Below are 22,343 nucleotides of genomic sequence, written 5' to 3' on the forward strand. Positions count from 1 at the left end.
GCCCTGACCGCCCTCGCCTCCGCCCTCCTCGCAGCCTGTGGCGGCGGTGGTGGGGGTGGCGGTGGTGGCGCCAGCAAGTCATCCCTTTCCGGCACGGTCGCCGACGGCTACCTGAAAGGGGCGACGGTGTGTCTGGACATCAACACCAATGGGGCCTGCGACAGCAGTGAGCCGAGCACCATCACCGCCGACGGTGGCAAGTACACCCTGAGTGATCTCAATGCCGGCGACGAAAGCAAGTACCCGGTTCTGGTCCTCGTTCCGGCCTCCGCCGTGGACAGCGACAATCCGACCGGCACCGTCGGCAAGCCCTACTTCCTGTCCGCTCCCGCCGGCAAGGGTGGCTTCGTGAGCCCGCTCACCACCCTGGTCCAGCAGAAGGTTGCGGCCGGCGCGAAGGTGGACAGCGCCGAGAGCGCGGTCAAGAGCCTCCTCGGGATCACCGACACCACGGTCAGCCTGTTCAACGACTACATCGCCGGCAAGGGCAGTGCCACCCAAGCCGACGCCACCGCCGCGGGTCGCTATGCCCGCGCCCATGAAGCCGCCAAAGTGGTGGCCAAATCCCTGCAGTCCGGCTACGACGACCTGAAGTCCGACAGCAATGCCAAGGCCGTGCAGAAGGTGCTGCTGGCCCAGGCGGAAGACGCCCTCACGGTGCAGAAGGCCACCTCGGCCGACACCGCCAACCCCACCTTCACCACTGCCGGCGTTGTCGCCGTCGACAGCCCCAACACGCTGAAGAAGATCGTCGCCTTCGAAAAGGGCAGCAGCACCGCCGCCACCCAGGCGGTGAACATCGAGTTCGGCGTCACCGCCGCTGGTCAGGCGGTCTCCTGCGGCGTTCCCCTAACCGGTCTGGGCACCAAGGCCACCGCCGGCCAGGTGAAGGACCTGCGCTTCTACGTCAGCAACGTGATGCTCATCGACGCCCAGGGCAACACGGTTCCCGTAACCCTCGACGCCAATGCCAACCAGGCCAGGGACGTGGCCCTGATCGACTTCGAAGACGCCACCGGCAAGTGCCCCACCAGCACCGGCAGCGCCGCCACCTACACCACCCTCACCGGCAAGGTTCCCCCGGGCACCTACGTAGGCGCAACCCTGAGCGTGGGCGTTCCGGTCAAGTCTGCCGATGCCGACAAGGTCTCCCTGAACCACAGCAGCACCACGGCCACCGCCACCCCGGAGATCCTGACCAGCTCGGCGATGGCCTGGTCCTGGCAGGCTGGCCGCAAGTTCATGAAGATCGAGTACGTGCCCGACACCCCCATCACCCGCCCGGACGGCACCACCACGACCACCTGGAACGTGCACCTGGGTTCCACCGGCTGCAAGGGCGACCCCACCAAGGGCGTCGTGACGGCCTGCACCAACCCCAACCGCATGGACTTCTCCTTCGCGGCCTTCAACCCCGGCACCCAGAAGATCGTTCTCGACCTGGCCGAGCTGTTCAGGAATTCCGACCTGAGCCATGAAGGCGGTGGCGCCGCGGGCTGCATGTCCGGCACCACCGATCCGGAATGCCCGGGCATCTTCCAGGCCCTGCAGATCGATCTGGCCACCGGCCTGCCCATCAACGGCGGCGGTGCCCAGAAGGTCTTCGCCGTGAAGGCCAAGTAAGCCGACCGGAAAGACAGCCCACGATGAAGAACAGCCCCTTCCCCGGGGCGTCCACCGCCGCCACGCTTGCCAGCTTCGTGCTGATGAGCTGTGGCGGCGGTGGCACGTCCACCACCGACAACAGCCAGGCCGTCAATACCGACGCCTCCTGGAACTGGAACCTCCCGGTCAACTTCGCCACCCCGGCGGTCCCGGCCGACAACCCCATGTCCGAAGAGAAGTTCCAGCTCGGCCGCTACCTCTTCCACGACACCCGCCTGTCCGGCAACGGCACCCAGTCCTGCGCGTCCTGCCACCTGCAGAACCTGGCCTTCACCGACGGCAAGGCGGTGGCCACCGGCTCAACTGGCGAAAAGACGGCGCGCAGTGCCATGCCCATCGCCAACGCGGCCTATCACCCCACCCTGAACTGGGCCAACTCCGCCATCACCTCCCTGGAGCAGCAGATGGAGACCCCGCTGTTCGCCACCAGTCCGGTGGAGCTGGGCATCAACGACGGCAACCGGGCCACGGTGCTCAAGCGCTTCCAGGACGACAGCGACTATGTGGCGCGTTTTGGCCGCGCCTTTCCCGGCGAAGCCAGCCCGATCAACTTCACCAACATCATCAAGGCCGTCGCCACCTTCGAACGGGGCATGCTGTCGGGTGACGCCAAGTACGACCGTTACCAGAAGGGCCAGGCCACCCTCACCGCCAGTGAGGAGCGCGGCCGCAACCTGTTCTTCACCGAGAAGGCCGAGTGCTTCCACTGCCACGGCAGCTTCAACTTCAACGACCAGCTGAAGCACGCCGGCTCACGCAGCGTCGAAACCCCCTTCCACAACACGGGCCTCTACAACATCGACGGCAAGGGTGGCTTCCCGGCCCCCAACCGGGGCCTCTTCGAGCTCACCGGCAAGGCCGAGGACATGGGCGCCTTCCGGGCCCAGAGCCTGCGCAACGTGGCCGTCACCGCCCCCTACATGCACGACGGCAGCATCGCCACCCTGGAAGAGGTGCTCGACTTCTATGCCGCCGGCGGGCGCCACATCAGCTCGGGGCCCCTGGCCGGGGACGGCCGCAGCAACCCCTACAAGAGCGACCTGATCAGCCGCATCGATCTCGACGCCCAGGAGAAGGCCGACCTGATCGCCTTCCTCAAGACCCTCACCGACGAGAACCTGCTCACCAGCAGTCGCTTCTCCAACCCCTTCAAGTAGGCGCCCCATGCAGTACGCCCCCCTCCTTGCCAGCGCCGCGCTCGTGGCCAGCACGCTTGCCGGGCTGAGCACCGAGCACACCCTCGCGTCCGCCGCGCCAGCGTGGCGCTGGAGCCTGCCGGCCCACTTCAAGCCGCCCCGCGTCCCGGCGGACAACCCCATGTCCGAAGAGAGGTTCCAGCTCGGCCGGCGCCTCTTCTACGATGCCCGCCTGTCGGGCAACGGCACCCAGGCCTGTGCCTCCTGCCATTTCCAGCACCTGGCCTTCACCGACGGCAAGGCGGTGTCCACCGGCTCCACCGGCGAGGAAACCGCCCGCAACGCCCCCAGCATCGCCAACAGCGCCTGGACCCCCACCCTGACCTGGGCGAACTACTCCATCCTCGATCTCGAACGCCACATGCTGGTCCCCCTGTTCGGTGAGAACCCGGTGGAGCTGGGCATCGATGACAGCACCCGCGCCAAGGTCCTGCAGCGCTTCCGCGACGACCCCGACTACCAGGCCCGCTTTGCCCGGGCCTTCGGCCCCGGGGAGGCGCAGATCAGCTACGCTCACCTCATCCAGGCCATCTCGGTCTTCCAGCGCGGCGTGGTGTCCGCCGGTTCGCGCTATGACCAGTACCTGGCCGGGAAGCTCGAACTCAGCGCGGCGGAGGAACGTGGCCGCGCCCTGTTCTTCTCCGAGCAGGCCCAGTGCGCCACCTGCCACAGCGGCCCCACCTTCAGCGACCAGTACGTCGACGTGACGACCACCCAGGTGCGCACGCCCTACCACAACACCGGGCTGTACAACCTCGACGGCAAGGGCGCCTACCCCGAGCCCAATCGCGGCATCCTGGAGTTGTCCGGCAAGCCGGAGGACATGGGCGCCTTCCGCACCCAGAGCCTGCGCAACGTGGCCGTCACCGCCCCCTACATGCACGACGGCAGCATCGCCACCCTGGAGGGCGTGCTCGATCACTACGCAGCCCACGGCCGCACCCTGGCCAATACCGCCCATGCCGGTGACGGCAGCCGCAACCCCTTCAAGGACCGGCGGATCGACCGCATCCGCCTCGACAGCCAGGACAAGGCCGACCTGATCGCCTTCCTGAAGACCCTCACCGATGAAGAACTCCTCACCAGCGCACGCTATGCCAATCCCTTCAAGTAAGCCTGCCGCCCTGCTGCTGCCCGCCCTCCTCCTGGCCCTCGCGGGCCAGGCTGCCGCCCATGAGACCACGGCCCCTGCAGAAGACCGCCTGAGCCTCTCCGGCGGCTTCGGGCTGATGTCCCTGCATGCGGACGAGCCCTACCCCGCCCCGCGCCTACCCGGCGTGCTCGAAGCCGGCAGCCCCCGGGCCGACGAACGTCGCGACGGCCTCGACTACGCCGAGATCGCCCTGCGCGCCCGCTTCAGCGATGCCTTGCGCGGCTTCCTGAAAGTGGCCCACCACGGCGGCCCCGACAGCAGCAACCACACCGAGGAAGCCTGGCTCGAAGGGCGCATGGCGCCAGTCCACGATCACCTGGCCAGCCTGCGGGTCGGCCGCCAGCTGCTGCCCCTGGGCCTGCTCAACCCCATCCACACCCATGCCCGGGACTTCGGCATCTCGCCCCTGGCCATGCGCGGCGCGGTCAACGACTACTGGCGCGCCGACGGTGTGCGCAGCGACTGGAATCACCCGGCCGGCTGGTCGCTGGGCGTAGGTGCCTGGCGCAACCAGAGCTTCCCCGGTGCCGATGCCGGCGGCTTCAAGCTGCTAACCGCCCGGGCCGGCTGGAAGAAGGAAGCCCTGCAGCTGGAGGCCGGCTACGCCAATGTCAATGCCGACGGCCGGGCCCTGGTGACCACCGGCAACGTGGGCCATACCCACAGCGTACCCAGCTGCACCCGCATCACCACCGACCGGGTGTGCTTCGACGGCACCGCCCAGCTGCTCTCCCTGGCGGCCCGCTGGGCTCCCGCCGACAGCCCCCTGTGGGTCGGTGTCGAGTGGTGGTACAAACGTGAGGAGGGGCGCCTCGACAGCATCAACGGCGCCCCCGCCTACACCGGCAAACTCAACGGCGGCTGGGTGGATGTGGGCTGGCAGCTCGCCCCCGGCTGGGAAGTCATCGGCCGTGCCGAACGTCTGGTGGGCCGCCACAAGCTGGCCGGCGTCAACGCCGGCCTCGTCGCCACCCAGGCCGGCCTCACCGACGCCGACAAGAACCCCACAAGCCTCGGCGCAGTGATCAAATGGCGCCCCCTCGACGGCCACCGGATCACCGCCGAATGGCACCGGGAGCGGGACGGCACGACGAACAACAACGTCTACCTGCTGCGCTACCAGTTCACCTTTGCCAAAGGGCTGCTGTAGGGCTCCGAAGCGCGGCCTGCACCTTGCCGGTCGCAGCGCGGGCAGCGCAGCTGGCTTGGACTGAGCGTGGGCAACGCAAAATTGGTATGGTCAATGTTCAAAAAGTGGATGGGATAAACAGGCCACTTTCAGGTTAAAACGTAACTCCCAATACAGGTTCTTGGAACCGAGTCTGCAGGAGTTATGAAAAAGCCATGTCGTCCGCATCCCCCCCCTCATCCGTACGCCTGAATGACCTCACCCATCCCGTCGTCGCTGGCCTGATTTCGGTCATCGTCAATTACGGCGGCACTTTCATTCTGGTGTTCCAGGCCGCCAAAGTAGCCGGCCTCAGCCCGGAGCTGACGGCCTCGTGGGTTTGGTCGATTTCGATCGGCGTTGGGGTGACGGGGCTCATGCTGAGCTGGATCGCCCGCGAACCGATCATCACGGCCTGGTCCACACCGGCCGCGGCATTTCTCGTCACGGCGTTGGCGACCACACCTTATGCAGAGGCAGTCGGCGCCTACCTGATCTCCGGAGCAGCCTTCGTCCTGCTCGGCCTGTCGGGCTACTTTGAGAAGGTCATCCGCCTGATTCCGCCCGGTGTGGCGGCCGGCCTTCTGGCGGGCATCCTGTTGCAGTTCGGGATTGGCGCCTTCGGCGGCATGAGCGTCGATCCCCTGCTGGCAGGCCTGCTGATCGTCGCCTACGTCGTACTCAAACGCTTCACGGCACGCTATGCGGTGGTCGGCATTCTGGCGCTGGGACTGGCTTTCCTGCTCGTCCAGGACCGAGTCGATCTGTCCGGCTTGACACTGGAACTCGCGGCGCCGGTCTTCACCATGCCAGCGTTCTCCCTCAACGCCTTGCTGAGCATGGCTTTGCCACTGTTCCTCATCACCCTGACCGGCCAATACATGCCCGGCATGCTGGTGCTGCGCAATGACGGGTTCAAGACCAGTGCCAATCCCATCCTGACGGTCACCGGGCTGGGCTCGCTGCTGATGGCGCCATTCGGCTCGCACGCCTTCAACGTCGCCGCGATCACGGCGGCTATCTGCACGGGTCGCGAGGCCCATGAAGTGCCCTCCAAGCGCTGGATTGCCGGCATTGCCGCGGGTGTGTTCTACATCCTCGTCGGCGTGTTCGGCGTGACCCTGGCCGCCGTCTTCATGGCATTCCCGACCACGTTCATCACCACGCTGGCGGGTCTCGCGTTGCTGGGCACGATTGGCGGCAGCCTGGCCAGCGCCATGGCCGACGCCAAGACCCGGGAAGCCTCACTGATCACCTTTCTGGCTGCCGCAGCCAACATCAAGATGCTGGGGATTGGCGGTGCGTTCTGGGGCCTGCTGATCGGCCTGATGGCCTACGTCGTGCTGAATGCTCAATGGTCTCGCCCCAAAGCACAGATCAAGGCGGCACCCACGGGCGTACCGGCAACGAGCACGGGAGCGGCCAACTGATGCGAACCTCAGCCGTCACACAAACCAGCCATGACCAGCATGGCCGATATCCACAGGCGGTCACGGTCGCGGATTTCCGCCGCAACCTGACGAATGTGCGCGAACGTATCGACACAGCTTGCCGCCGTGCCGGCCGCGATCCGGCAAGCGTGCGTCTGCTGCCGGTCAGCAAGACCTTTGATGAGGCACATATTCGTCTGGCCTACGCGGCCGGTTGCCGTCAACTCGGCGAGAACAAGGTCCAGGAGGCCTATCGCAAGTGGACCGCCATGGCAGACCTGACAGATCTGCAGTGGTCGGTCATCGGCCACCTTCAGACCAACAAGGTCAAGCTGGTGGCGGCCTTTGCTACGGAGTTCCAGGCGCTCGACAGCCTGCGTGTTGCCGAAGCCCTGGATCGCCGTTTGCAGATCGAGGGGCGCTCGCTGGACGTTTTCGTTCAGATCAATACCTCTGGCGAGGCCAGCAAATACGGCCTGCAGCCGCAAGAGGTGCTGCCCTTCGTCAAAGAACTGCCGGCATTCAATGCCTTGCGTGTGCGAGGGTTGATGACACTGGCGCTGTTTTCCAGCGAGGCCGAACGGGTGCGGCAGTGTTTCGTCCTGCTGCGAAACCTGCGCGACCAGCTACGCGAAAGCGCGCCCGTCGGCATTGGGCTGGAAGAACTGTCCATGGGCATGTCCGGAGATTTCGAGATCGCCATCGAAGAAGGCGCCACCGTCGTGCGCGTCGGCCAGGCCATTTTTGGTGCCCGAAGCACCCCCGACAGCCATTACTGGCCTGCGCTGGCTTCAACAACCGAGGCCTTGTCATCATGAAGACCGCCATCGCCATCCATCACGTCTGCTTTGAAGACCTGGGTACGCTGGAACCCTTGCTCGAAGCTCGGGGATACACCGTCCGCTATGTGGATGCCACGGTCGATGACCTGCGCAGGCTTGATGTCGTCACTCCAGATCTGCTGGTCGTGCTGGGCGGCCCTATCGGCGCCTTCGACGAGGCGCTTTACCCGTTCATCGCTGACGAGCTGATCCTGCTGCGCCAGCGGCTGCAGAGCCGGAGAGCGCTACTGGGCATTTGTCTGGGAGCACAGCTGACAGCCCGTGCCTTGGGCGCTCATGTCGGCTCGATGGGCACCAAGGAAATCGGCTATGCCCCACTGAGCCTGACCGTGGAAGGCAAGGCTTCGCCGCTGGGAGCACTCGGAGATGTGCCCGTGCTGCACTGGCACGGCAACCAGTTTGACATTCCAGCGGGCGCGGTGCGCCTTGCCGCTACGGAGGTCTGCCCCAACCAGGCCTTTGCCTTCGAAAATCATGTCCTCGGGCTCCAATTCCATCTGGAAGCAGATGCCCGGCGGATCGAACGCTGGCTGGTCGGTCATCACTGCGAGCTCGCCCAATCGGGGATCGACCTGTGCGAACTACGTAGCCGGGCCCATGCACTGCAGGCCCCGTTGTCGGCAGCGGCTTGTGCGGTTTTCTCCCGCTGGCTCGATGCGCTTGAGCCAGACCTCCAGCCGGGCCGGCCATGAGAGCGGCATCATTTTCCGAGATCAGGCAGCCGCTCAAGATCGACGTGGTTTCAGTGCAGTCGCAGGTGGTGTATGGGCGCGTTGGGAACAATGCCGCCGTCCCCACGCTGGAGGCCCTTGGCCTGACCGTGGCCGCCGTGCCTACCGTGGTACTGAGCAATATCCCGAGTTATCCGACGATCCACGGGGGGGCACTCCCTGTTGAATGGTTCAGCGGCTACTTGCAGGATCTCGAGGCACGTGGTGCCTTGGATGCACTGCGCGCAGTTCAAGTGGGATACCTCGGAAACGCCGACCAGGCATTAGTGCTGGGCACCTGGATCAAGGCCCTGCTGACCGACCGGCCTCACCTGCGCATTGTCATCGACCCGGTGATCGGCGATCAGGAGCATGGCATCTACAGCGCCGAGGGGATCGCCGACGTCTATCGGGGCGGGCTCACCGCACTGGCAAACGGCCTGACGCCAAACGCCTTTGAACTCGCCTGCCTGACCGGCATGCCAGTAGACGACCTGAATGGCGTTGTGTCTGCAGCGAGGTCGTTGCTTGCCGGACGTATCGAATGGGTCGCGGTGACCAGCGCGGCCCCGGATGCCTGGACGCCCGATGAAATGTGGATCGTCGTGGTAACGGAACGACACACGCATCTCATCAAGCATCCACGTATTGCTGTTGCACTGGCGGGTACAGGCGACTTGTTCAGTGCCTGCATGACAGGGCACTGGCTGAACGGAATGGCACTGGAAGCGGCCGCGGCAATGGCGTGTGCGCGCGTTCTCCGCGCCTTGCGTATCACCGAATTGGCACAGGCCAAGGAGCTTGTACTCCCACGACGGGCTTTCGAGCCAGAACCAGAGCAGATTTTCATCCACGACATCACGGCGGAATTCGGACACCTGACGTGCGCCTTCGCTGAGCCCAAGGAAACACCATGACTCATCCCTCCTACTTGATGCGGGCCTATGCGCGCCAACCCGTTTCCTTCACCCGGGGCTGCGGCGCACGCCTGTGGGACCATCGCGACATCGAATATCTGGATGCCATTGCCGGCATTGCCGTGACCAGCCTCGGGCACGCCAACGTAGAAATCGCCCACGTGATCGCCAAGCAGGCACGAACGCTGCTGCACACCTCCAACGTGTTTAGCATTGACTGGCAGGAGCGACTGGGCGAGCGTCTATGCACGCTGACGGGGATGGAAAAGGCGTTCTTCTGCAACTCCGGCGCGGAAGCGAACGAAGCCGCCTTGAAGCTGGCACGGCTGTACGGTCATCACAAGAAAGTGGCTCAACCGCAAATTGTGGTGATGGAGAACGCCTTCCATGGTCGCACCATCGCCACACTCACTGCGACCGACAACCCGGCGAAGCAGCAGGGCTTCGAGCCCTTGCTGCCGGGCTTCCTGCGTGTGCCCTTCAACGATATCGAAGCGGTACGCCTGATGGCCGAGCAGTCGTCCGACATCGTGGCAGTGCTGATCGAACCGGTGCAGGGCGAAGGTGGCATTCGCGTAGCCGATGCGGCGTACCTGCAGGCCTTGCGCAGGCTATGTGATCAGCAGGGGTGGCTACTCATGCTGGATGAAATCCAGTGCGGCATGGGCCGCACCGGGGCGTGGTTCGCCCATCAGCACGCCGGCATCATCCCCGATGTCATGACGGTGGCCAAAGCACTCGGCAATGGCTTTCCCATCGGTGCCTGCCTGGCACGCGGTGCCGTGGCCGACCTGCTGTCACCGGGTCAACACGGGACGACCTTCGGTGGCAATCCCTTGGCCTGTCGTGTTGGTTGCACCGTACTCGACATCATGACGCGGGACGACCTGCCCAGACGAGCCGCGGCCCTCGGGGGGCGCCTCCTTTCCGGATTGCGTGAGGCACTTGCCGGGCACCCCGATGTAGTCATGATCCGTGGCCATGGCCTCATGGTGGGAATCGAGCTGAATCGGGACTGCAAGGAACTGGTCGGCCGCGCATTGATTGAGCAGCGCCTGCTGATCACGGTGACCCGGAACTCCACCATCCGGCTGCTGCCCGCCCTGATCTGCGACGACGCGCAGATCGACGACATCGTCACGCGGCTTGCGGCCCTCCTGTCGCCGGAAACGTGAACCTGTCCGGGCCCGGCTGCAATGACCGGGCAGATCGAGCCGACAACATGAAACCCCGGTCGCTCCGCCGCTCCCCGGATCCATCGATAGCTGGAATCGGATGTGCCCGAGCAGACCTCCAGCCCGAAACCCAAGAACGCCAAATCACAGGAATACTGCCATGTACGACCCATCCCTGACTCTCGCCCAGTTCGACGCCGAGCTGGACCAGGCCATTCAAACCGAAGAACGGCGCCAGGAGGACCACGTCGAGCTGATCGCCTCGGAGAACTACGCCAGCCCCTTGGTGATGGCGGTTCAGAATTCGGTGTTCACCAACAAATACGCCGAAGGCTATCCCGACAAGCGCTACTACAGTGGCTGCGAAAACGTGGATGTCGCCGAGAGACTGGCGATCGAGCGGGCGAAGCAATTGTTCGACTGCGACTACGCCAACGTACAACCTCACGCGGGAGCCCAGGCGAACGCCGCGGTGTACCTGGCCCTGACCGATCCAGGCGACACCGTGATGGGGATGAACCTGGCACAGGGGGGGCACCTTACCCACGGCAATCCTTCCAACTTCTCCGGCCGGCACTACAAGATCGTGCCCTATGGCCTGAACCCGGAAACAGGTCTCATCGACTATGACGAGATGGAGCGCATCGCGCAGGAAACCCGGCCCAAGATGCTGATCGGTGGTTTCTCCGCGTACTCGCGGTACAAGGACTGGGCACGCATGCGGGCCATCGCCGACAAAGTCGGGGCGATCTTCTGGGTGGACATGGCGCACGTGGCCGGCCTGGTCGCCGCAGGCGAGTACCCGAATCCGCTGCCCCACGCCCATGTGGTGACCAGCACCACCCACAAGACGCTGCGCGGGCCCCGCGGCGGCCTCATCCTGGCCAAGGGGCAGAGTGAGGACTTCTACAAGAAGCTCAACTCCGCTGTGTTTCCCGGCATCCAGGGCGGCCCGTTGATGCACGTCATCGCCGCAAAGGCGGTGGCTTTCAAGGAAGCCCTGTCTCCGGCATTCAGGGCATACCAGCAGCAGGTCGTGGCCAACGCCCGCGCCATGGCTGCTGTGCTTCAACGGCGCGGCTACAAAATCGTGTCCGGGGGCACCGACAACCACCTGATGCTGATCGACCTGTCCGACAAACCCTACACAGGCAAGGACGCCGATGCGGCACTCAGCAATGCCTATATGACGGCAAACAAGAACTCGGTTCCCAACGACCCCCGCTCACCTTTCGTGACCTCCGGCGTGCGCATCGGCACCCCCGCAGTGACCACGCGTGGCTTCGGAGTCCCCGAGTGCGAGGAGCTTGCCGGGTACTTGGCCGATGTGCTCGATGGGCTGGAAAACGGCGCTTGCGATGAAGTCACGCAGCAGGTGCGCGACAAGATCGTGGCGCTCTGCCGCCGCTTCCCGGTGTACGAGTAAAGCGGAGCCTACTCCTCGGAAACTCAATGCTCACCACAAGGCCCCAAGGCCGATGTGGTGCATTCGCGCTGGTGACGGAGCAGGGCCTATGAAATCACGCCACCGCTCGTTGCTCACGCCCCCGGCAGCCTGATTCCGTCCACCAGCCGCGCAGCTTCTTCAAATTCGAAGTCGTCGATGAGGCGACCGATGCGCTGTGCCAGGTCGCGGGACTGGGCGCAGATGGCAGGCTTCAAGGTGTTGAAGGTGGTGACGGCGTCCATGTCACCGGTATCGAGGAGGCGCTGCAGCTTGGCCACCTGCCCGGCGTCCAGGAGCATCGGGTTGGTGGGCCGGTCGGGCTCGACGGCTTCGTCGTCGGCAAGGGTCCGCAGGTGGGCGAAGAGGGTTTCCATGCCGGCCTGCAGGGCGCGGCGGCGGGCCTCGGTGACGGTGGCCTGGGCGGCATGGCGGAAATCGTGTTCGAGGCCGCTGGCCAGCCCGGCAAGATCAAGCAGCCCCAGCGTGGAGAACACCCCCTTGAGCGAATGGGCGATGCGGGCAGCAGTGGCCGTGTCGCCGGCAAGGCTGGCGTCGCGCAGGCGGGTCATGTCGAGGGCGTGAGCCTCGGGCATGTGGACGAGCATGGAGAGAAGCTGAGGGGCCTGCCCGCGGAGGCTGCGCAGACCGTCATCGAGGCTGAGCCCGGGGATGCCGGCCAGGCGCTCCAGCAGGGCCGGACTGGCCGAGGGCGTAGCGCGGGGCGCCGACGGCACGGCCTGGCCCGGTACCGCCTTGCCGCTGGCCGGAAGCCATTTGAGAAGGGTGGCATAGAGCAGGTCGGGGTCGACGGGCTTGGCGATGTGGTCGTCGAGGCCCCCGGCCAGGCAACGACCGCGGTCTTCTTCAAAGGCGTTGGCGGTCATGGCGAGGATCGGCAGCTTTTCGCGGCCAGGCAAGGCGCGGATCAGGGCGGTGGCCGCGAGGCCGTCCATCTCGGGCATCTGGATGTCCATCAGGATCAACGCGTAGGCGTTGTGGGTGGCCAGCTCGACGGCCTCTCGGCCGTTGTTGGCCACATCGATCTCCAAGCCCACGTGGCGCAGCAGCTCTAGGGTCACCTCCTGATTGAGGAGGTTGTCTTCGGCCAGCAGGAGCCGGGTTCCGCGGTGCAGGGCCAGAGCGTCTTCGAGTTCGATGGAGGGCGGCACCTCGGTGCTCACGAGGGCATCACCCAGCACGTTTTCGAGGGCCGTGAGCAGGGCCATGGGCGTGACCGGTTTGGGGAGGAAGGCACTGAAGCCCGCGGCCCGAAAACGCTCCTCCGGCGGATCGCCGGCCGCGCTGATCATGACCATGATGGGCGGCTTGTGCTTGAAGAGCTCGCGAATGCGGATACCGGTCTCGATGCCGTCCATGCCGGGCATGGCCCAGTCCACGAGGATGATCTGGTAGGGGTCGCCCTCGGCATCGGCGTCGGTGGCGGCGGTAATGGCCGCTGCGCCACTTTGGCAGGTGTCGGCCCGGGCGCCGAGGCTGCCGAGCATGTCGGCGATGGCTTCGCAGGCGTCGGCAATGTCGTCCACGATCAGCACCCGGGTGCCGTTTCTGAGCTGATCGGGGATGCTGCGGATGGGGAAATCCGGCACCTGTTCGAAGGGCGCTTCTATCCAGAAGGTGCTGCCCTCGCCCAGGGTGGAGCTGACGCCGATGCGCCCACCCATCAGCTGCACGAGCTTTTTGGAAATCGCCAGGCCGAGCCCGGTCCCGCCGTACTTGCGGGTGGTGGAGATGTCGGCCTGCTCGAAGGCGTTGAACAGGCGCTCGCGCTGGGCCTCGCTCAGGCCGATGCCGGTGTCGCTGACCTGGAAGCGAACCCACAGGGTGAGGCCCTCCCGCGCCACCACCGATGCACTCAACAGGATGCGCCCGTGCTCGGTGAACTTGATGGCGTTGCCGGTGAAATTGAGCAGAATCTGGCCGAGACGCAGCCCGTCGCCGTGAAGCGCCGCGGGCAGGTCGTGGATGTCGACGATGAACTCCAGCCCCTTGGCTTCAGCCTTGTCGCCACACAGGTTGCAGACGTTGCGGATGACCCGGTCCACCTCGAAGTTGACGGGCTCCATGGAAATCTTGCCGGCCTCGATCTTGGAGAAATCGAGGATGTCGTTGATGACGCCGAGCAGGTGGTGCGCGGCACCGGCCACCTTGTCGATCTGCTGGATCTGACCGGGGGTGCTGAGGCCACGCCGTAGGATGTAGCTGAGGCCGATGATGGCGTTCATCGGAGTGCGGATTTCATGGCTCATGTTGGCCAGGAAGGCGCTCTTGGAACGGTTGGCCGCCTCGGCGGCGTCCCGGGCGGCAGCCAGCTCAGCGGTGCGTTCGGCGACGATGTCTTCCAGGTGGTCCTGGTAGCGCAGCAGGTTGCGCTCGTTCTCCTTCTGCACCGAGATGTCGTTGATGACCTCGGCCAGATAGTCACGGCCCTTCAGATTGATGTGGGCCGCGGTCAACCAGATGTCCACCACCGATCCGTCCTTGCGGCGGTGCTGGTGCTCAAAGGCGACCCGCCCCGACTGCAGGATATCGCGGATGTGGGCGTCCACGTCGTCGCGGGTGTAAACCGCCTGGACGTCGTACAGCGTGATCGCGGCGAACTCTTCGCGGGTGTAGCCGAGCACCCCGCAGGCGGCGTCGTTGAACTCCACGTAGCGCTTGGTTTCCAGGTCGATCAGCACCACGCCGCTGGCGGCCATTTCGACAATCGAGGTGTAGATTTTTTCGCGCTCGTGCAGTGCCTCGGAGGTTTCATGCAGGTCGTGCACGTCCTGCACGATGCCGAAGGCCTTGGCTGGAGCCCCGCTGGCGTCCACCTCGATCTCGGCGCGCTGGCGGACCCAGCGCTCGGCGCCGTCGATGAAGATGCGGTGCTCGATGTCGAAGGGGCGCTCCGGCCCGGCGGCCCGCCACATCTCCTGGAAGTAGGCACGGTCGTCGGGATGCACCAGGGCCAGCAGCCCTTCCAGACCCACTGTCTGACCGGACGGCAGCTGGAGCAGGCGGCAGGCTTCCTCGGACCACATCACCAGGTCGAAGCCGAAGCTGTAGCTCCAGCTACCGATGCGCGCCAGTAACTGGGTGCGACGCAGGGCAGCTTCGCTCTCGCGCAGGGTCTCCTGGGAGAAATGCAGGGGGGTGATGTCACGCCCGACCCCGAGCACGCCGATCAGCGTGCCCGAGTCATCACGGATAGGTGTCTTGATGGTCTCGACCAGCTCCCGGTGGCCGTCGCCGGCAAAGCTGACCCACTCCTCGACCACCTGGATCTGCCCGGCCTCCAGCGCCCGAAGCTCATGGGCCTGGGACACGGTCTCCGTGTCGGGTGAGTTGAGATCGCGGTCCAGACGCCCCATCAGCTCGGCTTCGCTCAGGCCGGTTAGGCGCTCGAAGCGGGCATTGCACTGGATGTAGCGGCCTTCCACATCCTTCAGCCAGACCAAGTCCGGCATGCCACGGATGATGTTCTTGAGTCGCTCCCGCTGAGCGGCGAGGGCCTGCTGGCTCTCCTGCCGCTCGACCAAGGCGGAATGGAAGCGCAGCACCGACTGGGCAAGATCGCGCAGCAGGCTGTTTCCCGAGGCGGCCAGACGCTGCACCCCGTGCAGGTCCGGGCCGGGCGTGCCGACGTCACCGAGGCGGGTCAGCGCGTCGCTGACCTGGGATATCTGCCGCGTCATCTGACGTGACAGGAAGAACCAGATCAAGGCCACCAGGATGAACCCGGCAAGCTGGATCAGCAGCGAGGTCCGGATGTGCGATGCCAGCTTGACCTGCTGTTCGTCCACATGGGCTACGGTCTGGCCGGCGAGGTCGCCGGAAATGGCCTGGATGTGCTCGGCAAAGGCGATGTAGCGCTCGGCGGCCTGGTTGATGTAGGCGCTCGCCACTTTCACATCCACCGCAACACTGTCGGTGGCGGTAATGATGGCGCTGCGGTAGCTGAGGAAGTCTTCGAGGGCACCTTCCACGTTGCCTGCCGCTGCCGGGTAGGCGGCCAGTTGGGCGCGAAGGGTTTCCAGCACGCGCTGCTGGGCGGCCAGACTGTCGATGACCCGGGTGTGGATGAAGTAGGCCTGGGCTTCGTCGATACGGCCGGCGCGGGCGTCGTCGAGGGTCTGCGCCACCAGGCGCTGGAGCTTGAGCATGTCGTTGCTGACGCGGCTGGCCTGCAGCATGGCGTTCACGTCAGCCTTCTGGGTCTGATTGGCCTTGTGCTGGGTATCCAGCAGGGACACCTGGATGGCCACGTTGCTCAGGCCGGCCACCAGGGTGGCCAGCACCACCGGAACAAAGAGGACCAGGAAGAAGATGCGTCCGTGCGCCGACATGATCTAGCGCAGCAGTTCAGGCCACATGTCGGGGCGGATGCTGCCCACGTACTCAAACCCGCTGCCCTGGGGAATGAAGATCACCACCGTTCCCTCCTGCTTGGGGAAATAGCCCATGGTGTCGGCCAGGTTGGGCGCGTGGGCCATGATGAAACGGTTTTTGCCCGGCGCGACAGGTGCGGACATCAGGCGGCGGGTGGCCTCGACGATCGGCTTCTTCTGCTCGCTGGTCTGGTTGGTGGACGAGAAGAGTTCATCCACCACGATCACCCGGGCGTCGCGCCCGAACACCAGCTGCGCCGATTCCCGGGTGCGGCACATGGGGCTGACGTAGATATCGGCAATGGGTATACGCGCCTGGCGGAGGGACTTGCCGATGTCCGCCGCCATCTTGCGACCTTCGTCGTTGAGGGGGCGCTGGGTGTTGCAGTCGTCGAACTTCGGCTCAGGCTGGTCGGGGCGGGTCGGATCGGTCTTGCCGTGGCGCATGTAGATCACGAAGCCACCATCATCGAGCTTCCTGAACTGCTCACGGGTGAGCAGGCGCTCGACAAAGGGTGCAGGGGTTTGAGCCCGGGCCACCGGGAGACACACCATCAGGGCCAGCAGCAGGAAAGCGAAGACTCTCATCGTCATTTTGGTTCAGTCCCGATAGTGCTCTGCGATGGCCAGAAATTCATCTTCCAGCTGAAGGAAGGCATCCAGCAGACGGGGGTCGAAGTGGGTGCCCCGCCCATCCACCATCAGCGCCCGCACCCGCTCGGGGGCGAAGGCCTCCTTGTAATGACGCTTGCACGAGAGGGCGTCGTAAACGTCGGCGATCGCCATGAGGCGCCCCGGCAGGGGGATGGCGTCTCCCTTCAGCCCTTCGGGGTAGCCGGTGCCGTCCCAGCGTTCGTGATGGCAGCGCGCAATCTGCCGGGCGGTCTCCAGAAAGGCCAGCGAACGGCTTGGCACCTCCTGGGCATCGGCGCGGGTGGCCTCCCGGCTTAGCACCCGCTGAATGGCGTCGCCCAGGGCGTCGGCACCGATCTGACTGTGGGTCTTCATGATCTCGAACTCGGCCGGTGTCAGCCGGCCAGGCTTGAGGAGGATGGCATCGGGGATGCCGACCTTGCCGATATCGTGGAGAGGCGCGGCCTTGGCGATCAGCTCCTGGGTCAGCGGGTCGAGCTGCGAGCAGAAATCGGGGTGGCTCGCCAGGCGCTGCATCAGGGCCTCGATATAGGCCTGGGTGCGGTGCAGATGGTTGCCGGTTTCGTTGTCGCGCTTCTCGGCCAGGGCGGCAAGGGCATTCAGGCTGATCGCCTTGATCAGCTCGTTCTCGCGCATGCGCCGTTGCACCTCATGCTCAAGGTAGACGTTGTGATTGGCCAGCACGTCACGGGCGCGCTTCAATTCGAGGTGCGTACGCACCCTCGCCTGCAGGATGGCAGCCCGGATGGGCTTGGTGACGTAATCCACGGCCCCCAGCGCCAGGCCAAACTCCTCGTCCTCGTCGGCGCTCATGGCGGTCACGAAGATCACCGGGATGTCCCGGGTGAGCACATCGGCGCGCAAGGCCTTGAGCACGGCATAGCCGTCCATCTCGGGCATCATCACGTCAAGGAGGATAAGGTCGGGCACCGGTTCCATCTGCACCGCCTTCAGCGCCCGCTCGCCGGAGTTCGCGACCCGGACACGAAACTCCGCGCCCAGCACCGCCGACAGGACAGTGAGGTTCTCCTTCGTGTCGTCGACGATCAGAACGGTCTTGCGTTCGTCCCAATGGCCTGCGGCCGCCTGCTCATTCATGAATCACATGTCCGCTATGTCCGGCCCCCGCTCCGTGACGCCTTCGGGCACCGTCTTCTGCAAGCCCTCAAGCCTCTGAATGGGGCACTACCTCTCATTACGACCCGCCGCCTCATTCCATTTAGCGCCGCCGGGGGCGACAGCCGGCTCAACCGACGGCACGTAACAACTTATAACACTCTCCAGCCCATCCGTGGGCGCCGCAAGCTCTGCTGTGAACAAAGGCCAGAGCGCCTCTCCGGGATTTTCGGGACACGGCGGTGAAGCCTCCCGCCTTACCCCGGGGCGGCAGGAACGCAGGCGGATCAGTCTGCCGGAATGCCCTTCTTGAGCGTCTTCATGAACTCCCCAAAATGGGGGAGAAGTTGCGCAAACAAGGGATGCTGGCGTTTCTCCAGCATTACCTCGCCGAACAGCTTGAGCCCCACGCCAAGGGACGTGGCAGAAGCGGCGTCAAGGTCGGAACGCCGACTGAGCCGGGCGACGACCGCGAGAATGTCATCATGGTTGCCCACCTCGAACTGCAGCGGGGCCGGATGGCTTGACGGGGCACCGTCCGGATCGCTCAGATGCTCCACGGTAACGCGGTAACGATGTTGCTTCATTGGTCATGTCCTTCCGAGTTTTCAGAAAAAGGGTTCGTGCACATGCCGGCCCCTGGCGGGTGATGCCGGTGCGGAAAGATCTCCCCCCGTGCCCTGGGCCCGATTTTGCTGAGCAAATGTGCAGGAAGATGGGAGCGATTGTGGAGACCGCGGGCGAGCCAAGGCTAGCGCACCATGCGCAGCCGGGCGGATGCCCCGGGCCAGGCCTCCCGGCCTCAACCCGCTCTGCCACGAAGACGTGAGGCCTTGCCTCGATACTCCGCGGGGCTAGCCCCCGTCCAGCGGCGGAAGGCCCGGTAGAAGGCGCTGTGTTCGGCAAAGCCCAAGGCGAAACCGATGTCATCCACGGAGCGGGATGAATTGCACAGCAGGTCGATGGCCATATCGCGACGCAGATCGTCCTTGATGACCTGAAACGACGAGCCCTCGCGCGCAAGCCTCCGACGCAAGGTGGACGGCGCGGTCTGCAACTCTGCTGCCAGATCGTCGAAACCCGGCCATTCGGCCAGGGGCCGCTCCGACAGCAGCCCCCGGATCCGGGCCACACCGCCGGCCTGGGTGCGGTACTTGACCAGGAAATTGGCCGGCGCCTGGCGCAGGAAGGCCCTGACGGCAGCGGCATTACGGATCACCGGAAGGCCCAGCAGCCTGGCATCGAAGGCCAACGCACTGGCCGGCTCGCCAAAGCGCAAGGTGTTGCCGAATACCAGCCGGTACTCTGCCACGTTGGGCGGACAGGCCTGGCAGAAGCTCACTTCAACCAGGGGCAGGCGGCGCCCACCCAGCCAGCATGCCAACCCATACAAGATCACGAACAGCGTGCCATGGGCAAACAGGCGGCCAGGCGCCGCCCGATCGGCCAACACCACCTCGGCGCGGCCCCCGCTCACCCGAAGCTGGCCGGACAGCTCATCCAGAACGAGGGCGAAGAAGCCGAGGGCACGTTCGATGGCGTCCCCGACCGTGGGGCAGTCGATCAGCGCATGACACAGGATGGCGAAGCTCCCCCGCCGCATAGGATGGGCGTCCATGCCGAAGAACTCGTCGTTCATGGCGTCCGCCAACGCATGCCAGAGGGCGCCGTACTGCTCGGGCGTAACCCGTGCCTGGGGCATCTCCAGCAGTTCCGGCACCAGCCCGGAGCCGGCCAGCAGCGCGTCGATGTCCAGCCCGCGCTGCCGGGCAACCCACAGCGCTTCGTGCACAAAATCGATTGATATGGTGCCCTTCTCCATCTTCACAGGCCGCCTCCTGATCGGCCGGGCTGGCAAATCCGCTCACTTATTTTGAGAGTTTTTGGCGTGGGAAGACAGGCGCCGGCTTCCTAGACTACGCCGGGCCAAACCCCTCATGACAAATACACCAGGAGAGCACCATGACAGATCCCGTCGTGATCGTCGCCGCCCGCCGTACCCCCATCGGCGCCTTCCAGGGCTGTCTGGCCCCCCTCAGCGCGCCCCAGCTCGCCAGCTCGGCCATCCGTGGGGCCCTCAACGGCCTCGAAGGCCTCGACCACGACGTGGACGAGGCGGTGTTCGGCTGCTGCCTGATGGCCGGCGTCAAGCAGGCGCCGGCCCGCCAGGCGGTACTCGGCGCCGGCCTGCCGGACTCGGTGCCGGCCACCACCCTGACCAAGATGTGTGGATCGGGCATGAAGGCCACCATGCTCGTTCATGACATGTTGGTGGCCGGCAGCTGCAGCGTGGGCCTGGCAGGTGGCATGGAGTCCATGTCCAACGCCCCCTACGTGCTGACCCGCGCCCGGGGCGGCCACCGCCTGGGCCACGGCCAGGCCTTCGACCATATGTTCCTGGATGGCCTGGAGGATGCCTATGAAGGCAAGCTGATGGGTTACTTTGCCGACCTGGCGGCCGCCGAGTTCGGCATCAGCCGGGAGCGCCAGGATGCCTACGCCGCCGAGTCGGTGCGCCGGGCCCAGCACGCGGTGGCCAGCGGCGCCTTCCGCGACGAGATCGCGCCGGTGGCCATCGCCGGCCGCCAGGGCGAGCAGCGCATCAGCGACGACGAGACGCCCGGCACCTGCGACATCGCCAAGATCCCCAGGCTCAAGCCGGCCTTCACCCAGGACGGCACCATCACCCCTGCCAACGCCTCGTCCATCTCCGATGGCGCCGCGGCCCTGGTGATGATGCGTGAATCGGAAGCCCTGCGGCGCGGCATCACCCCCCTGGCCCGCATCCTCTCCCATGCCACCCACGCCCAGCAGCCCGGCCGCTTTCCCACGGCGCCGGCACCGGCCATCCGCCGCGCCCTCGAGCGGGCCGGCTGGGGCGTGGGCGACGTGGACCTGTTCGAGATCAACGAAGCCTTTGCCGTCGTCACCCTGCTGGCCATGGACGAACTGGGGCTGCCGGCCGAGGTGGTCAATGTGAATGGCGGCGCCTGCGCCCTGGGCCATCCGGTGGGCGCCACCGGCGCGCGCATCCTCGTCACCCTGATCCACGCCCTGCGCGCCCGCGGCCTGCGACGCGGGCTGGCCAGCCTGTGCATCGGCGGTGGCGAAGCCACGGCCATGACCATCGAAGTCCTGTGATGGAGGCCCCTGCATGACTCTCGCGCCGGGACAGCAAATGATCTGCAACACCCTGCTCGACTTCGCGCAGGCGCTCGGAACCCTTGGCAACCTGGGGATCGTCATACCTGCTTAATGGCCGGTAAATACAGTGCGGGGCATTCTGCAACACGCCACCTGCATTCTTTTCCCGGAGCGCTCCCATGAAGATCAAAGCCCTCGTCCCACTGCTGTCGCTCGCCCTCCTCCAGGCCTGTGGCGGCAGCGACAACGACAACCCCGCCTTCAAGACCCTGTCCGGCGACGCCCCGCTGGTGATCGGCCACCGGGGCTCATCGGGCACCCTGCCCGAGCACACCCTGGAGTCCTACAAGGCCGCCATCGAGCAGGGCGCCGACTACATCGAGCCCGACCTGGTGCTGACCAAGGATGGCGTCATGATCGCCCGCCACGAGCCCATGCTCGACAGCACCACCGACGTGGCCATCAAGTTCCCCGAATCCCGCAAGACCACCCGCAACGTGGATGGCGTGCCCACCACGGCCTACTTTGCGAGCGACTTCACCCTGGCCGAGATCCGCACCCTGCGCGCCGTGCAGGCCCGCGCCAACCGCTCCCAGGCCTACAACGGCCTGTTCGGCATCCCGACCCTCGACGAAGTCATTGCCCTGACCAAGACCGAAGGCACCCGGCTGGGCCGCCGCGTGGGCATCTACCCCGAGATCAAGCACTCCACCTTCCACGCCGACGAAGTGCGCTTCGGCGCCAACGTGTTCGAGGACAAGCTGCTCACCACCCTGCACGCCGCCTACGGCAACGTGGCCAGCGCACCGGTGTTCATCCAGTCCTTCGAGGTCAGCAACCTGCAGTACCTCAACACCAAAACCAACATCAAGCTGGTCCAGCTGATCGACGCCGACGACGTCAAGGACGACGGCAGCGTGTCGCTGGTGGCGCCTTACCACAAGCCCTACGACTTCGTGCTCAAGAACGACAGCCGCAGCTTTGCCGATCTGCTGACCGCCTCGGGCCTGGATTTCATCAAGACCTACGCCGACGCCGTGGGGCCGTGGAAGCCCTACCTGGTGAAGACCGTGAATGACAATGTCGAACGCACCGGCGACGCCACCCTGACCATCAACGACCGCCGGGTGGACGGCAGCACCGGCGTCATCGAACTGGCCCACCAGAAGGGGCTGCTGGTCCACACCTGGACCTTCCGTGACGACGCGAGCGGCTACGGCTTCAAGAATCCGAAGGAAGAAATGCAGTACTACATGCGCCTCGGCATCGACGGCGTGTTCACGGACTTCCCGGCCACCGGCGTAGCGGCTGTACGCGGGATGCGCTGAACACCAA

Annotated in this window: 17 protein-coding genes; 12 read left to right on the plus strand and 5 right to left on the minus strand. The window is 65.5% G+C overall.

The window, feature by feature from the left end:
• The 10 genes from PHI64_RS18975 to glyA all read left to right on the plus strand — a co-directional run.
• Positions 1 to 1,623, plus strand: a 1,623-nt coding sequence (locus PHI64_RS18975) for an MbnP family copper-binding protein (protein ID WP_299886287.1), incomplete at its 5' end; no start/stop codon positions are given.
• A gap of 23 nt (positions 1,624 to 1,646) precedes the next feature.
• Entirely contained in the window at positions 1,647 to 2,822 is a 1,176-nt protein-coding gene (locus tag PHI64_RS18980; protein ID WP_299886290.1) for a methanobactin export MATE transporter MbnM, read from the plus strand.
• A gap of 7 nt (positions 2,823 to 2,829) precedes the next feature.
• On the plus strand, positions 2,830 to 3,975 hold the full coding sequence (locus PHI64_RS18985; RefSeq protein WP_299886293.1) for a methanobactin export MATE transporter MbnM: 1,146 nt from the start codon (positions 2,830 to 2,832) through the stop codon (positions 3,973 to 3,975).
• Positions 3,956 to 5,164: a hypothetical protein gene (locus PHI64_RS18990; protein WP_299886296.1), complete on the plus strand. Its 1,209-nt coding sequence runs from the start codon at positions 3,956 to 3,958 to the stop codon at positions 5,162 to 5,164. The genes PHI64_RS18985 and PHI64_RS18990 overlap by 20 nt, the downstream gene beginning before the upstream one ends.
• Positions 5,165 to 5,358: 194 nt before the next feature.
• Positions 5,359 to 6,612, plus strand: a complete 1,254-nt coding sequence (locus PHI64_RS18995) for a benzoate/H(+) symporter BenE family transporter (RefSeq protein WP_299886299.1) — start codon at positions 5,359 to 5,361, stop codon at positions 6,610 to 6,612.
• Positions 6,612 to 7,430 carry a YggS family pyridoxal phosphate-dependent enzyme gene (locus PHI64_RS19000; RefSeq protein ID WP_299886302.1) on the plus strand — a complete coding sequence of 273 codons (819 nt, stop codon included), beginning with the start codon at positions 6,612 to 6,614 and terminating at the stop codon, positions 7,428 to 7,430. The genes PHI64_RS18995 and PHI64_RS19000 overlap by 1 nt, the downstream gene beginning before the upstream one ends.
• The gene (locus PHI64_RS19005; protein WP_299886305.1) at positions 7,427 to 8,146 is read left to right on the plus strand and encodes a glutamine amidotransferase; all 720 of its coding nucleotides are present in this window, start codon (positions 7,427 to 7,429) and stop codon (positions 8,144 to 8,146) included. Before PHI64_RS19000 ends, PHI64_RS19005 begins: the two co-directional genes overlap by 4 nt.
• Positions 8,143 to 9,081, plus strand: coding sequence for a pyridoxine/pyridoxal/pyridoxamine kinase (gene pdxK / locus PHI64_RS19010; protein WP_299886308.1), 939 nt, complete (start codon positions 8,143 to 8,145; stop codon positions 9,079 to 9,081). Before PHI64_RS19005 ends, pdxK begins: the two co-directional genes overlap by 4 nt.
• A complete protein-coding gene (locus tag PHI64_RS19015; protein WP_299886311.1) occupies positions 9,078 to 10,256 on the plus strand; it encodes an aspartate aminotransferase family protein in 1,179 nt (392 codons plus the stop codon). Before pdxK ends, PHI64_RS19015 begins: the two co-directional genes overlap by 4 nt.
• A 160-nt stretch (positions 10,257 to 10,416) precedes the next feature.
• Positions 10,417 to 11,682 (plus strand): serine hydroxymethyltransferase, encoded by a 1,266-nt coding sequence (gene glyA, locus PHI64_RS19020; RefSeq protein ID WP_299886314.1) that lies wholly within the window; start codon positions 10,417 to 10,419, stop codon positions 11,680 to 11,682.
• A 113-nt stretch (positions 11,683 to 11,795) separates the two neighbouring features.
• Here the strand turns inward: glyA and PHI64_RS19025 are convergent, their stop codons facing one another.
• The 5 genes from PHI64_RS19025 to PHI64_RS19045 form a co-directional block, all read right to left on the minus strand.
• On the minus strand, positions 11,796 to 16,052 hold the full coding sequence (locus tag PHI64_RS19025; protein WP_299886317.1) for a PAS domain S-box protein: 4,257 nt from the start codon (positions 16,050 to 16,052) through the stop codon (positions 11,796 to 11,798).
• Between the two features lie 3 nt (positions 16,053 to 16,055).
• Entirely contained in the window at positions 16,056 to 16,682 is a 627-nt protein-coding gene (locus PHI64_RS19030) for a histidine phosphatase family protein (protein WP_299886320.1), read from the minus strand.
• A 12-nt stretch (positions 16,683 to 16,694) separates the two neighbouring features.
• Entirely contained in the window at positions 16,695 to 17,846 is a 1,152-nt protein-coding gene (locus PHI64_RS19035) for an HD domain-containing phosphohydrolase (protein WP_299886323.1), read from the minus strand.
• 305 nt (positions 17,847 to 18,151) lie between these two features.
• The gene (locus tag PHI64_RS19040) at positions 18,152 to 18,451 is read right to left on the minus strand and encodes a DUF3861 domain-containing protein (RefSeq protein ID WP_299886326.1); all 300 of its coding nucleotides are present in this window, start codon (positions 18,449 to 18,451) and stop codon (positions 18,152 to 18,154) included.
• 215 nt (positions 18,452 to 18,666) lie between these two features.
• Positions 18,667 to 19,686, minus strand: a complete 1,020-nt coding sequence (locus PHI64_RS19045; protein WP_299886360.1) for an AraC family transcriptional regulator — start codon at positions 19,684 to 19,686, stop codon at positions 18,667 to 18,669.
• Between the two features lie 140 nt (positions 19,687 to 19,826).
• Here PHI64_RS19045 and PHI64_RS19050 point away from each other — a divergent pair, with 140 nt between their 5' ends.
• Together PHI64_RS19050 and PHI64_RS19055 are read left to right on the plus strand one after the other, a co-directional pair.
• The gene (locus PHI64_RS19050; RefSeq protein ID WP_299886328.1) at positions 19,827 to 21,005 is read left to right on the plus strand and encodes an acetyl-CoA C-acyltransferase; all 1,179 of its coding nucleotides are present in this window, start codon (positions 19,827 to 19,829) and stop codon (positions 21,003 to 21,005) included.
• A 182-nt stretch (positions 21,006 to 21,187) separates the two neighbouring features.
• Positions 21,188 to 22,336, plus strand: coding sequence for a glycerophosphodiester phosphodiesterase (locus tag PHI64_RS19055; RefSeq protein ID WP_299886331.1), 1,149 nt, complete (start codon positions 21,188 to 21,190; stop codon positions 22,334 to 22,336).
• The last annotated feature ends 7 nt before the right edge of the window (positions 22,337 to 22,343 follow it).

The organism is Zoogloea sp. (genome assembly GCF_028689785.1).
Lineage (GTDB): Bacteria > Pseudomonadota > Gammaproteobacteria > Burkholderiales > Rhodocyclaceae > Zoogloea.